The following is a 12,510-nucleotide window of genomic DNA, read 5'->3' as shown; positions in this document are numbered from 1 at the left end:
AGGCTCCGCGGCGGGGCGCCGATCTAGAGCATGATCCGCGGGCGCGAAAGCCGCCTGGGCCGGTTCAGGGGCAGTAGGGCAGGAGCGACCGGCCGAACGGGTCGTCCACGCCGAGCGGCGGCGTGAAACCGTAATAGCTGGGATGCGACAGGCCGTATTCCGAGCCGACGTAACTCGGATCGTCCGGCGCGTTGGTCGGCACCGGCACGCGACGGGGCGTGCAGCCCACCGGGACGGCCCGGCTGCGGATGGCGTAGACGGGCCGGCGCTCGATCCCGTCGTTGCGCGGGAAGAAGCGTGGGCCGCTGCGGGTGATGGCCTCATAGCCGCCGGGCACATCGAGATCCGCCGCGCGGGCGCCAGGCCCGGCGACCAGCAGAGCGAGGCCGAGCGCCGTTCCGATCCCGTGCCGCACCGTCGCCTGCATGCCGAACCCGTCCCCGATACCGGCCCAGGGTGCGGGAGCAGGGTAAACAGGGACTTACGCAGACGGCGTTCCTAGACCAGCGCCACCACCAGAGCCGACAGCGCAGTCACCAGATCCCCCTCGGTCAGGCGGATCTGCAGGCCTCGCCCGCCACCATTGATGTGAATCTCGGCGACCGGGTTCGACAGCGAGCCGGCATCGATCGCGGTCGGAAAGACCCGCTTCTGTCCGAGCGGACTGATGCCGCCGACATGGTATCCCGTGAGGCGTTCGGCATCCGCGGGTTTGAGCATCGCGGCGGCCTTGCCGGAAAAGGCCTCCGCCACCCGCTTCATCGACACTTCCTTGTCGGACGCCACCAGCAGGCAGACCGTCTTTCCGTCCACCGCCGCCATCAAGGTCTTCAGGACCCTGCCAGGCTCGACACCCAGTGCCTCCGCGGCCTGAAGGCCGATGCGCGGCGCCTCGGGATCGTAATCGTAGGCGTGCAGGGTATAGCGAAGACCAAGCCTGTGCAGGGCCTGGGTCGCTCGGGTCGTCTTAGCGGGCGTCTTCGCCATCTCGGTCTCGGCTCACGCGGCACCGGCCCGGGCGGCGACGAGGCGGCCGATCTCCGCATGGGCCGCCTCGACGACCTCCGTCGGGGCCTGGGCCCCGGTGACGTACACGCAGGCGAGGATCGGCGCACGCCCCGGCGGCCGCAGGATCGCGACGTCGTTGACCGTGCCGTTATCACCGGTGCCCGTCTTGTCGCCGACGGTCCAATCCGATGGCAGCCCCGCCCGCAGGCGCTTGAACCCGGTCTGGGACGCGACCATCCAGGCTTCCAGCCGCGCACGCGAGGCCGCCGACAGGCTCGGTCCGAGGAGCAGGCGCGCGAGCGTGGCGCGCATCGCCTCCGGGCTGGTGGTGTCGCGCGGGTCGCCTTGCAGCGCGGTGTTGAGGGTGGGCTCATTGCGGTCGAGGCGGGTCACCGTATCGCCGATGCCGCGCAACCAGAGGGTCAGGGCCTCCGGGCCGCCCAGCGCAGTCAGCAAGAGGTTGGCGGCGCTGTTGTCGCTCCATTCGAGCGCGGCGGCGCAAAGATCCGCGATGGTCATGCGCCCGGTGCCGCCTCCGGCCTCCAGGCCCTTCCGGATCACCGGCGCGTAGCTCAGAAGAGCGTCGTTCCCGTAGGTGACGAGCCTGGCGAGGGATTCAGAGCCCGCGTCAACCCGCGCCAGCACGCAAGCCGCGGCCAGGACCTTGAAGGTGCTGCACATCGGGAACAGCTCATCCGCACGATGGCGCAGGAAGACGCGTTCCTGCGTTCCGGCCGAGACACCGAGGCGTCCGCCGAGCCGCTTCTCGATCGCCGCGAGTGCAGGGTCGGCCTCCGCGGCGTGCGCATGTCCGTGTCGCAGGATCAGCGGCGCGGTGAGGGCGCCGAGGCAGGCGGCGCGGCGGGTCCAGGACGTCATGGCGCGATTCGGTCTTCCAAGGGCATCGCCGGTCGAGGTGAGGGCCGAGCTTGGCCATTCCATGGCCGCGGATGGAGTGGCCGCGCCGAAATCGTTACAGGGGCGGGACGCCATGTTTCACGTGAAACGCGTCTTCCGGATCCACGCGGATGCCGACATCTTCCAACGCCATGATCGAGACTGAAACCCTCTTCGCCCCAGCCAGCGGCTTCGGCCGCGCCGCCGTCTCGGTGATCCGTGTGAGTGGCCCGGCGGCAGGGCACGTGTTGGTGGCCATCGGCGGCACGCTCCCGCCGCCCCGGCGCCTGTCGTTGCGGACCTTACGCGATCCCGCGGACGGCACCGAACTCGACCGGGCGCTGGTCGCGTGGTTCCCGGGCCCCGACACCTATAGCGGCGAGGACATGGCCGAGTTGCACCTGCATGGCGGCGCGGCGGTTCGGATGGGGGTGCTCACCGCCCTGGCCCGGATGCCCGGATGCCGGGCCGCCGCGCCAGGTGCCTTCACCCGCCGGGCGGTGCTCAACGGCCGGATGGATCTGGCCGAGGCCGAGGCGGTCGCCGACCTGATCGACGCCGAGACCGAGGGACAGCGCCGGCAGGCCCTGCGCCAACTCGACGGCGCGCTCAGCCGCCGGGTCGCGGCGTGGCGGGAGGAAGCGATCGACTGCCTCGCTATGGCCGAGGCCGCCCTTGATTTCGCCGATGAGGGCGATGTCGATGATGCCGGCCTCGACGCTGCCCTGTTCGGCCGTGCCGACGCCCTGCGCCAGGACATCGCAAAAGCCCTGCAGGACGGCCGCCGGGGCGAGCGCCTGCGCGAAGGTTTTTCCGTCGTCCTGGCTGGCGAACCGAATGCCGGAAAGTCCACCCTGCTCAATGCCCTCAGCCGGCGGGACGTGGCGATCGTATCCGATGTGCCCGGGACGACCCGGGACGCCATCGAAGTGCGCCTGGATCTCGGCGGCCTCCCGGTATTCCTCGTCGATACTGCGGGCCTGCGCGACGCCGTCGAGCCAGTGGAGGCGGAAGGCATCCGTCGCAGCCGCGCCCGGATCGGCGCAGCCGATCTGATCCTGGCCCTCGTCCCGCCGGGCGGGACTACGCCGGACCTCGGCGCGTCAGCGATCCGGACGCTGACCGTGCACACCAAGGCCGATCTATTTGCCGGCTCATTAGAGCCGTCGACCGCGGGGGCGCTCGCCGTCTCGGCACGGACCGGTGCCGGCCTGGAGGCCTTGCTCGACGCGATCCAGGCCGAGGCTCAGGCTGGGCTCGGAACCGGCGACGCGCTGGTGACCCGAGCCCGCCACCGGGCGGCGCTCGAAGCCTGCGTCACGCATCTCGACCGGTTGCTTTCAGGGGAGGGGACGCTGCCCGAACTCGCCGCGGAGGACCTGCGGCTCGCTGTCCGGTCCCTCGGCGAGGTCGCCGGTCATGTTGGCGTCGAGGACGTTCTGGACCGATTGTTCTCGGGATTTTGTATCGGAAAGTAATTTTCATAGCCGGCATATTTCTTACGGAAGTCTGTTCGTCCCCCGATACTCATGAGAGGGGAAGAGCGGCCTCTCCCTCTCAACTCCCTGACCTGGGGTGCCGCGTCAGTGGCCTCGCAGGAGGCCTCCGGCTCACCGCGCGATCCGCGAAAACCTCTTGCGCAGCCGAACGGTCTTCGAGAGCCCGACGCCTCGGGAGTGGGGGGAAATCTGGATCCTTGCTGGTTTTGGACCTCAAGCTGTGAGGATCAGGCCCCGCCCGCCCTCTCCCACCCGGCTCTATTGCGGGATCCGCAGGATTTGCGGGCGCCAGATCCCAAGCACGACGTTGGCGGTGGCCACCGCGAGCAGCACCCAGAGCGTCCCGCGCTCACCCTCCAGCGAGACGGACAGGGAGGCGGGATCGAGGAGACCGGCCAGTGCCCGGGCACTCTGCTCGGCCTCGCGCTTCATCGGGCCCTGCACGTAGACGAGGCCGCCCTCGAACATCAGGACGCCGGTGGCGAGCTTCACCCACGCCCAGCCGGCGTTGAGGTAGCCGCGGTTGAGCGCCATCGCCAGCAACCCCGACAGCAGGGTCACGGCGAGCGACGGCAGGAACACCCAGGTGGCGACGGCCCCCATGGCACCCCGGATCGCGGCGTAGCCGGGGAGGGCGGCAGGCGCGGGGGCGAGGGCCAGCATCACAACCAGGGACGCCATCGCGCCCAACACGCCGGCGGCACCCATCGTGTGCAGGAACTTCAGCAGGCGTCGCACGGCGTCTTTGCCCCGGCCCAATTCACGCCAGCTTAGCGTCGGATCCGGTCCCGGTGTAAGGTCTTGAGGTCGCGACCGGGGCCCTCAGCTGCGCAGCCCCGGCGCCTCCTGGCCGGTGCGGGCGACGTACTCGGTGTAGCCACCGCCATACTGGTGGATGCCCTCCGGAGTCACCTCCAGCACCCGGTTGGACAGGGCCGCCAGGAAGTGCCGGTCGTGCGAGACGAACAGCATCGTGCCGTCGTAGGCGCCGAGCGCCGCGATCAGCATCTCCTTGGTGCCCATGTCGAGGTGGTTGGTCGGCTCGTCGAGCACCAGGAAGTTCGGCGGGTCGTACAGCATCAAGGCCATGACCAGCCGGGCCTTCTCACCGCCCGAGAGCACCCGGCAGCGCTTCTCGACGTCGTCGCCCGAGAAGCCGAAGCAGCCGGCCAGCGCCCGGAGCGAACCCTGGCCCGCCTGCGGGAATGCCTCTTCCAGGGTCTGGAACACGGTACGGTCGCCGTCGAGCAGGTCCATGGCGTGCTGGGCGAAATAGCCGAGCTTGACGCTGCCGCCGACCGTGACCGAGCCGTCATCCGGCTCGGTGGTGCCGGTGACGAGCTTCAAGAGGGTCGACTTGCCGGCGCCGTTGATGCCCATCACGCACCAGCGCTCCTTGCGGCGCACCGAGAAGTCGAGGCCCTCATAGATCGTGCGGCTGCCGTAGCGCTTGTGCACGCCCTTGAGCATCACGACGTCGTCGCCCGAGCGCGGCGCCGGCTGGAACTCAAAGGCCACGGATTGCCGGCGCCGGGGCGGCTCGACGCGCTCGATCTTGTCGAGCTTCTTCACCCGGCTCTGCACCTGGGCGGCGTGGGAGGCCCGAGCCTTGAACCGCTCGATGAAGGCGATCTCCTTGGCGAGCATCGCCTGCTGGCGCTCGAACTGCGCCTGCTGCTGCGCCTCGTTGAGCTTCCGCTGGCCCTCGTAGAAGGCGTAATCGCCCGAGAAGGTGGTGAGCGCGCCGCCGTCGATCTCGATGACCTTGTTGACGATGCGGTTCATGAACTCGCGGTCGTGCGAGGTCATCAGCAGGGCGCCGTCATAGGCCTTGAGGAAGGATTCGAGCCAGATCAGGCTCTCCAGGTCGAGGTGGTTGGACGGCTCGTCGAGGAGCATCACGTCCGGGCGCATCAGCAGGATGCGGGCGAGCGCGACACGCATCTTCCAGCCCCCCGACAGGGCCCCAACATCGCCGTCCATCATCTCCTGGCTGAAGCTGAGGCCGTCCAGCACCTCGCGGGCCCGGCCTTCCAGGGCATAGCCGTCGAGCTCCTCGAACCGGGCCTGGACCTCGCCGTAGCGCTCGACCAGCGCCTCCATCTCGTCGGCGCGGTCCGGGTCGGCCAGCGCCGCGCCGAGCTCGGCGAGCTCCGCCGCCACCGCGCTCACCGGCCCGGCGCCGTCCATCACCTCGGTGACCACACTGCGGCCGGACATCTCGCCGACATCCTGGCTGAAATACCCGGTGGTGATGCCCCGGTCGGCGGAGACCTGTCCCTCGTCGGGCTGCTCCTGGCCGATGATCATCCGGAACAGGGTGGTCTTTCCGGCCCCGTTGGGCCCCACGAGCCCGACCTTCTCGCCCCGCTGGAGGGCGGCCGAGGCCTCGATGAAGACGAGCTGCCGCCCGTTCTGCTTGGTGATTTTGTCCAGGCGTATCATGAAGGCTGGTGACTGTGTCCGGGGAGATCGCTCCGGGCCGCTTACGGCATGGATCGAGACGGCGCAAAGACGGATCCGGGATTGCGGGCTTTCGGCTGCTTCATGCAACGCGGGTCGGGTCTCGGGACGCCGAGCGCCGGCTGGGCCGTTGCCCGGTGCGACGCCTTCGGTTGGGCATCATCCGTCCCTAGAAGCCGGCAAACACCTTTCGGGCCGCAGCCCTTGAGACGAGGAACACGATGCTGTTCGGTTGGTGGAAGACGAGCCTGGACATGGCCATGCTGGGGCTGGAAGCCCAGGGGGTGATCGCCCAGCGCATGGCGATGTTCGCGGTGGGCGGCCCGGCCGCGCAGCTCGAGGCGCAGCGCATGGTCACGGAGAAGATCATGGCGGCGAGCGAAGCGGCCCTGATGGTCGCCTCCGGCGCCTCCAACAGCAAGGTGATCCGCAGCTACCGCCGGAAGGTCCAGGCCAACGCGAAGCGGCTGAGCGAGCGCTGAGGGACCGTACTGGCTCGCGCCGTTATCGCGGGCACAGTGACACGACCCAGGGACACGCGACGACCTTCAGAGCCGGCGCTGCGCGCGCAATCACGGAGGGGCTCCGGACCGGTTGGCCAGCCGAAGCCCCGCGCCCGCTCAGTTATTCGCCGTCCGGAACGTGTCGCAGGCCTTGGTCTGGCCGCTCTTGAAGCCGGCGCTGAACCAGCGCTGGCGCTGCGCCGAGGAGCCGTGGGTGAAGGAATCCGGCACCACGTAGCCCTGCGAGCGCTTCTGCAGCGAATCGTCGCCGATCTGAGCGGCCGCGTTCAGGGCCTCGTCGATATCGCCCTGCTCGAGCTCGGCGTACTTGTCGTTGGAGTTCTTGGCCCAGACGCCGGCGAGGCAATCGGCCATCAGCTCGATCCGCACCGACAGGGCGTTCGCCTCGGCCTTGCTGGAGGCCTGCTGCTGACGCGCCTGGACCTTGCCGAGGATCCCGAGCACGTCCTGCACGTGGTGACCGACCTCGTGGGCGATGACGTAGGCGTAGGCGAAATCGCCCTTCACGCCGAACTTGGTCGCCATCTCCTTGAAGAAGCCTGTGTCGAGATAGACCTTCTTGTCGAGCGGGCAGTAGAACGGCCCCATGGCGGCCTGGGCCGAGCCGCAGCCCGAGCGCGTGCCGCCGGTGTAGAGCACCAGGGTCGTCGGGGTGTATTGCTTGCCGGTCTGCTGCGGCAGGATCTGGCTCCACACGTCCTCGGTGTTGCCCAGGATCTTCGAGGCGAACCGCCCGCTCTCATCCGTGGGCGCCTGGCGACGCCTGGCCTGCGTCTGCGGGTCGGCCTGCTGTTCCTGATGGCCGCGGCCGCCGATCTGCTGCGCGCCCCCGATCAGGATCGCCGGGTTGATGCCCGTGAAATAGCCGATGATCATCAGCACCACGATGGTGCCGATCCCGAGGCCGCCGGCGCCCCCGCCCGGGAAGCCCATGCCACCGCCGCCACCCTCACCGCGACGGTCTTCGACGTTGTCGGAGCTGCGTAGATCGTCCCAGCGCATGGTCCCGTCCTGATGCCGCGCCCGCCGGTTCCGGCAGGGCACGGTTCCTACCTGTGCATCGCCTATGTCCGAAAGCCGGCAGACACCGTTCGGGACGAAGCTCTAATGACGGGAGGGAACGCCCGGTTCCGCGCCCATGGTCAAGCTTTTCCGTCGAGCAGGGTGCGCAGGGCCCGGAAATCCCGCCAGGCCAGGCGCTTCTGCACCGGTTGGCGCAGCAGGAAGGCCGGGTGGAGCGTGGCGAGCAGCTTCGCCTCGCGGGTCGGCAGCTTGTAGGGGAACAGCCGGCCGCGGGTGCGCAGGATGCCGTCCTTGGTGCCGGTCAGGGTCTGGGTCGCCGGCGCACCGAGGCAGACGATCACCTCCGGGTCGACCAGCTCGATCTGGCGCTCCACGAAGGGGCGGCACACCGCCACCTCCTGGGGGGTCGGGTTGCGGTTGCCCGGAGGCCGCCAGGGCACGATGTTGCCGATATAGGCGCTGGTCCGGTCGAGGCCGATCGCCGCCATCATCTTGTCGAGGAGCTGGCCCGACCGGCCCATGAACGGCTTGCCGATCCGGTCCTCGTCGGCCCCCGGCGCCTCGCCCAAGAACATCACCCGCGCCTCCGGATTGCCGTCGGCGAAGACCAGGTTCTTGGCGGTGAAGCGCAGCGGGCAGGCGTCGAAATCCGCCAGGATCTTTTCCAGCTCGTCGAGGCTCTTGGCCTCGCGCGCCCGGGCGCGGGCATCGCTCGCCGCCTCGTCCGGCTGGGCGCTCGCCGCGCGCCCGAAGGTCCGGGCCGGGGCTGCCGGCGGCGGAGAGCCCGGGGGCGGCACGAGGGAATTGGACTGGGCAACGGGCCGGGGCGCCGCGGCTTGGCGCCGGGGCGCCCGCAGCGTCGGGGCCGGCGTATCGGCCTCGCCGAACCGGTCGTGCGGCTGCTCGTCGAGGGCCGCGTCGGCGCCGGCCTCCACGTGGAAGTCGAGATAGGCGATGAGGTCGGCTTGCGCGTCGTTGGGGCTCAGCATGCTGATCAGCATGTGGGGCGCTCGATGCCTGTGGACAACTCTTGAAACTCGCTCGACGGCAAGGACTTGCGTGACCGAACGGCGCGGCCCCGGCTGCCGTGCCGCGCGTGCCCGTTACCGCTGAGTCGCCCCGAACCCGTCCGCATTCTCCCCCCATGCGGCATAGGGGAGCTTTCGCTCAAGTCCGGGCTCCGGAAGCTTGCCTTTCCAGTCTAGAATCGCTTGAGACGGCAGCACGCAATGCCGATCCGGCAACGGATCGGGCCAATCGACAAGAAAACAGGAGGCTCGACGATGGCGCTGCCCGAACGCGAAAGCATGGATTTCGACGTGGTCGTGGTCGGCGCCGGCCCGGCCGGGCTCGCCACCGCGATCCGCCTGAAGCAGCGCGCCGCCGAGATCGGCGAGGAGATTTCCGTCGTCGTGGTCGAGAAGGGCTCGGAGGTCGGCGCCCACATCCTGTCGGGCGCGGTGATCGACCCGATCGGCCTCGACCGGCTGCTGCCGGACTGGCGCACCGATCCGGAGCGGCCGCTGAAGACCGAGGTCCAGCGCGACGAGTTCATGATGCTCACCAAGAACAGCGGCATCACCCTGCCGAACCTGTTCTTCCCCAAGCTCATGTCGAACCACGGCAATTTCGTCGGCTCGCTGTCGAACACGTGCAAGTATCTGGGCGCCCAGGCCGAGGCGCTCGGGGTCGAGATCTATCCGGGCTTCCCGGCCTCCGAGGTGCTGTTCGACGAGTCCGGCGCGGTGACGGGCATCGCCACCGGCGATCTCGGCATCGGCAAGTCGGGCGATCCGCGGGACGACTACACCCGCGGCATGGAATTGCGCGGCAAGTACACGGTGTTCGGCGAGGGCGCCCGGGGCAACCTGACCAAGGGCCTGATCCAGCGCTTCGCGCTCAACCGGCACAGCGACCACTTCAAGTACGGGCTCGGCGTGAAGGAGCTCTGGCAGCTCGCCCCCGGCAAGTTCGAGCCCGGGCTGGTGCAGCACACGATGGGCTGGCCGCTGCCCAACAAGGCCGGCGGCGGCTCCTGGCTCTACCATTTCGACGACCACCTGCTCTCGGTTGGCTTCGTCACGCACCTGAACTACGAGAACCCGACCCTGTCGCCGTTCGAGGAGTTCCAGCGCTTCAAGACCCACCCGATGATCGCCGAGACCTTCGAGGGCGCCAAGCGCATCGGCTACGGCGCCCGGGCGATCATGGAGGGCGGCTGGCAGTCCGTGCCGAAGCTGGTCTTCCCGGGCGGCTGCCTGGTCGGCTGCTCGGCGGGCTTCGTGAACGTGCCGCGGATCAAGGGCTCGCACAACGCGATCCTGTCCGGGATGCAAGCGGCCGACGCCATCGCGGACGCCTTGAAGGCCGGCCGGGCCGGCGACGAGCTCACCGCCTACGAGGCCGGCTGGCGCGACAGCCCGATCGGGCAGGACCTCAAGGCCGTGCGGAACGTCAAGCCGCTCTGGTCGCGCTACGGCACCCTGGTGGGCGTCGGCCTGGGCGGGGTCGACATGTGGGCCACCAGTCTGCTCGGCGCCTCGCCGTTCGGCACGCTCAAGCACGGCAAGCCGGACCATGCCTGCCTCAAGCCGCTCTCGGAGGTGACGCCGATCACCTACCCGAAGCCCGACGGCAAGCTGACCTTCGACCGGCTCTCCTCGGTCTATCTCTCGAACACCAACCACGAGGAGGACCAGCCGCCGCACCTCAAGGTCCGCGACATGGAGCTTCAGAAGCGCTCCGAGCACGACGTCTACGGCGGCCCCTCCGCCCGCTACTGCCCGGCCGGGGTCTACGAATGGGTGGAGGATGCCGCCGCCGGCGACGGCGTGCGCTACCAGATCAACGCGCAGAACTGCGTCCACTGCAAGACCTGCGATATCAAGGACCCGAACCAGAACATCGATTGGGTGACCCCGGAGGGGCCGGGCGGGCCGAACTATCCGAATATGTGAGGGCGTCGGGCCGGGAGGGCGCGGCGCCATCCTTTCGCCTTGCGGGGCTGGCGGGATGGGTTCAGTGTCCCCGGCGTTTTTCACGGGGATAACCCGCCATTCTCGCGCCCGGCCCCTTGGCTGGCCGGCGCCCAGGAGCCGCGACCGGTTCATGATGACAACACGCGCCCGCCGGAGCGTCTCGGCGCTCGCCCTGCTGCTCGCCGCCGGTCTGCCGCAGACCGTGCTCGCCGCACAGCCGCGGGAATCGAGCCCGGTGCTGGATTACGAGCCCGCGGAATCCCTGGAGGGCAACTTCCTGTCCGCCTACATCGCGGGTGCGTCCCGGGACACGGCGGCGGCGGCGACCTTCTACCGGGAGGCGGTCAAGGCCGATCCGCGCAATGCCGAGCTGGTCGAGCGCGCCTTCATCTCGCTGCTCGCCGACGGCGCCCTGCCGGACGCGTTCCGGGCCGCCGAGAAGCTGATCGCACGCGATCCCACCAACGGGCTCGCCAACCTCTCCCTCGGGGTGCGCCAGATCAAGGCCGGCCAGTGGGCCGCCGCCCGCCAGAATTTTTCCCGCAGCGGACGCGGTGCGGCCACCGACCTGACCGCCACCCTGCTGACCGCCTGGTCCTATGCCGGCGCGGGCGACGGCAAGAAGGCGCTGGAAACGGTCAACAAGCTCCGGGGCGAGCGCTACTACAACACCTTCCGCGACTACCATGCCGGCCTGATCGCCTCGGTGATCGGCGACAACGCTGAGGCCGAGCGCCGCCTCAAGGCCGCCTACGAGGCCGACCGCAACACCCTGCGCATCGTCGATGCCTATGCCCGGCTCGAGGCCAGCCTCGGCCGCACCGACCTGGCGATCCAGGCCTATTCCGACTTCGACCAGCTCTCGCCGCGCCACCCGCTGGTGCGCGACGCCCTGGACAAGCTGAAGGACGGCAAGCCCCTGACCCGGCTGATCGGCACCGCCCAGGAGGGCGCCGCCGAGGTGCTCTACGGGCTCGGCTCGGCGGGCTCGACGCAGGGCGACGAGCTGCCCGCGGTGATCTACCTGCGGCTGGCGCTCTACCTCGCCCCGGACCACGCGCTCGCCCGGCTGACGCTCGCCGACACCCTCGACCGGATGAAGCAGACCGAGCGGGCCAACGAGGCCTACGCGCAGATCCCCGCGACCTCGCCGCTCAAGCTCAACGCCGACATCCAGATCGGCCTCAACCTCGAGCAGATGGGCAAGGGCGACGAGGCGCTCGCCCATCTCGACGCCGCCATGAAGGCGCATCCGGACGACATCGACGTGATCACCGCGCTGGGCAACGTCCAGCGGGCGCGCAAGAAGTACGAGGAGGCGGCCGCCACCTATACCCGCGCCATCGCGCTGATCGGCGACCGGCCGCTGTCGAATTACTGGACGACCTTCTACTTCCGCGGCACCGCCTACGAGCGCGCCAAGCAATGGCCCAAGGCTGAGGCCGACCTGAAGAAGGCCCTGTCCCTGGTGCCGGCGAGCCAGCCGGCCGCCAAGGCGCAGGTGATGAACTACCTCGGCTATTCCTGGGTCGACCAGAAGATCAACATCGACGAGGCGTTCAAGCTGCTGCAGCAGGCCGCCGATGCCAGCCCCCGGGACGGCATGATCGTCGACAGCTTGGGCTGGGCCTATTACCGCCTCGGCCGCTGGGACGATGCGGTGCGTGAGTTGGAGAAGGCGGTCGAGCTGAAGCCCGGCGACCCGACCATCAACGACCACCTCGGCGACGCCTATTGGCGGGCCGGGCGACGCCTCGAGGGCAAGTTCCAGTGGCAGCACGCCAAGGACCTGAACCCCGAGCCGGACGATCTCGCGCAGATCAACGAGAAGCTCAAGGACGGCCTGCCCGATACCGAGAAGCCCACTGCGACCGCCGAGACCACGCCGGCTCCGGTCGCCGTGCCGCACAACGCCGAGAACCCGGAATTGCCCAAGGGCGCACCGCAGCCGCACGAGGCGCCGGGCGCCGCCGACAAGGCCAAGAAGTCGGGGGGCTGAAAACCCTCGGGCCGCATCCTCTCCGGGGCGGCAAGACTAATTTGTCGGCCGGCTTATAAAAATCGACGGGCATTTCCGTCCGGTTTGACGCACAGTGCTGCCGCTGCTCGCGGGGCGGC

General features: G+C 69.3%; 11 protein-coding genes. 4 read left to right on the top strand and 7 right to left on the bottom strand.

Annotated elements, in window-relative coordinates; translation table 11 throughout:
- Positions 1-64: 64 nt before the first annotated feature.
- From AKJ13_RS18155 to bla, 3 genes are all read right to left on the bottom strand, one after another.
- Complete coding sequence (locus AKJ13_RS18155; RefSeq protein WP_050734613.1) at positions 65-427, bottom strand: hypothetical protein; 363 nt, start codon at positions 425-427, stop codon at positions 65-67.
- A 71-nt stretch (positions 428-498) separates the two neighbouring features.
- The gene (locus tag AKJ13_RS18150) at positions 499-987 is read right to left on the bottom strand and encodes an aminoacyl-tRNA deacylase (RefSeq protein ID WP_050734612.1); all 489 of its coding nucleotides are present in this window, start codon (positions 985-987) and stop codon (positions 499-501) included.
- A 12-nt stretch (positions 988-999) separates the two neighbouring features.
- Positions 1,000-1,887, bottom strand: coding sequence for a class A beta-lactamase (gene bla / locus AKJ13_RS18145; protein WP_050734611.1), 888 nt, complete (start codon positions 1,885-1,887; stop codon positions 1,000-1,002).
- Positions 1,888-2,057: 170 nt separating this feature from the next.
- Here bla and mnmE point away from each other — a divergent pair, with 170 nt between their 5' ends.
- Positions 2,058-3,383 carry a tRNA uridine-5-carboxymethylaminomethyl(34) synthesis GTPase MnmE gene (mnmE, locus tag AKJ13_RS18140; RefSeq protein WP_082317013.1) on the top strand — a complete coding sequence of 442 codons (1,326 nt, stop codon included), beginning with the start codon at positions 2,058-2,060 and terminating at the stop codon, positions 3,381-3,383.
- Positions 3,384-3,662: 279 nt separating this feature from the next.
- Here mnmE and AKJ13_RS18135 read toward each other — a convergent pair whose 3' ends face one another.
- Positions 3,663-4,142: a hypothetical protein gene (locus AKJ13_RS18135; RefSeq protein WP_050734637.1), complete on the bottom strand. Its 480-nt coding sequence runs from the start codon at positions 4,140-4,142 to the stop codon at positions 3,663-3,665.
- Positions 4,143-4,226: 84 nt separating this feature from the next.
- Positions 4,227-5,849, bottom strand: a complete 1,623-nt coding sequence (locus tag AKJ13_RS18130; RefSeq protein WP_050734609.1) for an ABC-F family ATP-binding cassette domain-containing protein — start codon at positions 5,847-5,849, stop codon at positions 4,227-4,229.
- A 239-nt stretch (positions 5,850-6,088) separates the two neighbouring features.
- On the opposite strand from AKJ13_RS18130, the gene AKJ13_RS18125 reads away from it, so the two are divergent.
- A complete protein-coding gene (locus AKJ13_RS18125; RefSeq protein WP_007563424.1) occupies positions 6,089-6,349 on the top strand; it encodes a hypothetical protein in 261 nt (86 codons plus the stop codon).
- 138 nt (positions 6,350-6,487) lie between these two features.
- Here the strand turns inward: AKJ13_RS18125 and AKJ13_RS18120 are convergent, their stop codons facing one another.
- Together AKJ13_RS18120 and AKJ13_RS18115 are read right to left on the bottom strand one after the other, a co-directional pair.
- On the bottom strand, positions 6,488-7,393 hold the full coding sequence (locus AKJ13_RS18120) for a neutral zinc metallopeptidase (RefSeq protein ID WP_050734608.1): 906 nt from the start codon (positions 7,391-7,393) through the stop codon (positions 6,488-6,490).
- 140 nt (positions 7,394-7,533) lie between these two features.
- Positions 7,534-8,415: a uracil-DNA glycosylase gene (locus AKJ13_RS18115; RefSeq protein ID WP_082317012.1), complete on the bottom strand. Its 882-nt coding sequence runs from the start codon at positions 8,413-8,415 to the stop codon at positions 7,534-7,536.
- Positions 8,416-8,697: 282 nt separating this feature from the next.
- Here AKJ13_RS18115 and AKJ13_RS18110 point away from each other — a divergent pair, with 282 nt between their 5' ends.
- Complete coding sequence (locus tag AKJ13_RS18110; RefSeq protein WP_050734607.1) at positions 8,698-10,371, top strand: electron transfer flavoprotein-ubiquinone oxidoreductase; 1,674 nt, start codon at positions 8,698-8,700, stop codon at positions 10,369-10,371.
- Positions 10,372-10,522: 151 nt separating this feature from the next.
- Positions 10,523-12,391 carry a tetratricopeptide repeat protein gene (locus AKJ13_RS18105; protein ID WP_050734606.1) on the top strand — a complete coding sequence of 623 codons (1,869 nt, stop codon included), beginning with the start codon at positions 10,523-10,525 and terminating at the stop codon, positions 12,389-12,391.
- The last annotated feature ends 119 nt before the right edge of the window (positions 12,392-12,510 follow it).

This window comes from Methylobacterium sp. ARG-1 (assembly GCF_001262595.1).
Lineage (GTDB): Bacteria > Pseudomonadota > Alphaproteobacteria > Rhizobiales > Beijerinckiaceae > Methylobacterium > Methylobacterium brachiatum.
The sequence above is the reverse complement of the archived record's forward strand: the minus strand, read 5'-3'. Positions and strand labels throughout refer to the sequence as shown.

Bases quoted from the DNA above. Each gene is read 5' to 3' on its own strand.
- AKJ13_RS18130 (WP_050734609.1), bottom strand. From the start codon at position 5,849: ATGATACGCCTGGACAAAATCACCAAGCAGAACGGGCGGCAGCTCGTC.
- AKJ13_RS18120 (WP_050734608.1), bottom strand. From the start codon at position 7,393: ATGCGCTGGGACGATCTACGCAGCTCCGACAACGTCGAAGACCGTCGC.
- AKJ13_RS18125 (WP_007563424.1), top strand. From the start codon at position 6,089: ATGCTGTTCGGTTGGTGGAAGACGAGCCTGGACATGGCCATGCTGGGG.
- AKJ13_RS18150 (WP_050734612.1), bottom strand. From the start codon at position 987: ATGGCGAAGACGCCCGCTAAGACGACCCGAGCGACCCAGGCCCTGCAC.
- AKJ13_RS18110 (WP_050734607.1), top strand. From the start codon at position 8,698: ATGGCGCTGCCCGAACGCGAAAGCATGGATTTCGACGTGGTCGTGGTC.
- AKJ13_RS18105 (WP_050734606.1), top strand. From the start codon at position 10,523: ATGATGACAACACGCGCCCGCCGGAGCGTCTCGGCGCTCGCCCTGCTG.
- AKJ13_RS18155 (WP_050734613.1), bottom strand. From the start codon at position 427: ATGCAGGCGACGGTGCGGCACGGGATCGGAACGGCGCTCGGCCTCGCT.
- bla (WP_050734611.1), bottom strand. From the start codon at position 1,887: ATGACGTCCTGGACCCGCCGCGCCGCCTGCCTCGGCGCCCTCACCGCG.
- mnmE (WP_082317013.1), top strand. From the start codon at position 2,058: ATGATCGAGACTGAAACCCTCTTCGCCCCAGCCAGCGGCTTCGGCCGC.
- AKJ13_RS18115 (WP_082317012.1), bottom strand. From the start codon at position 8,415: ATGCTGATCAGCATGCTGAGCCCCAACGACGCGCAAGCCGACCTCATC.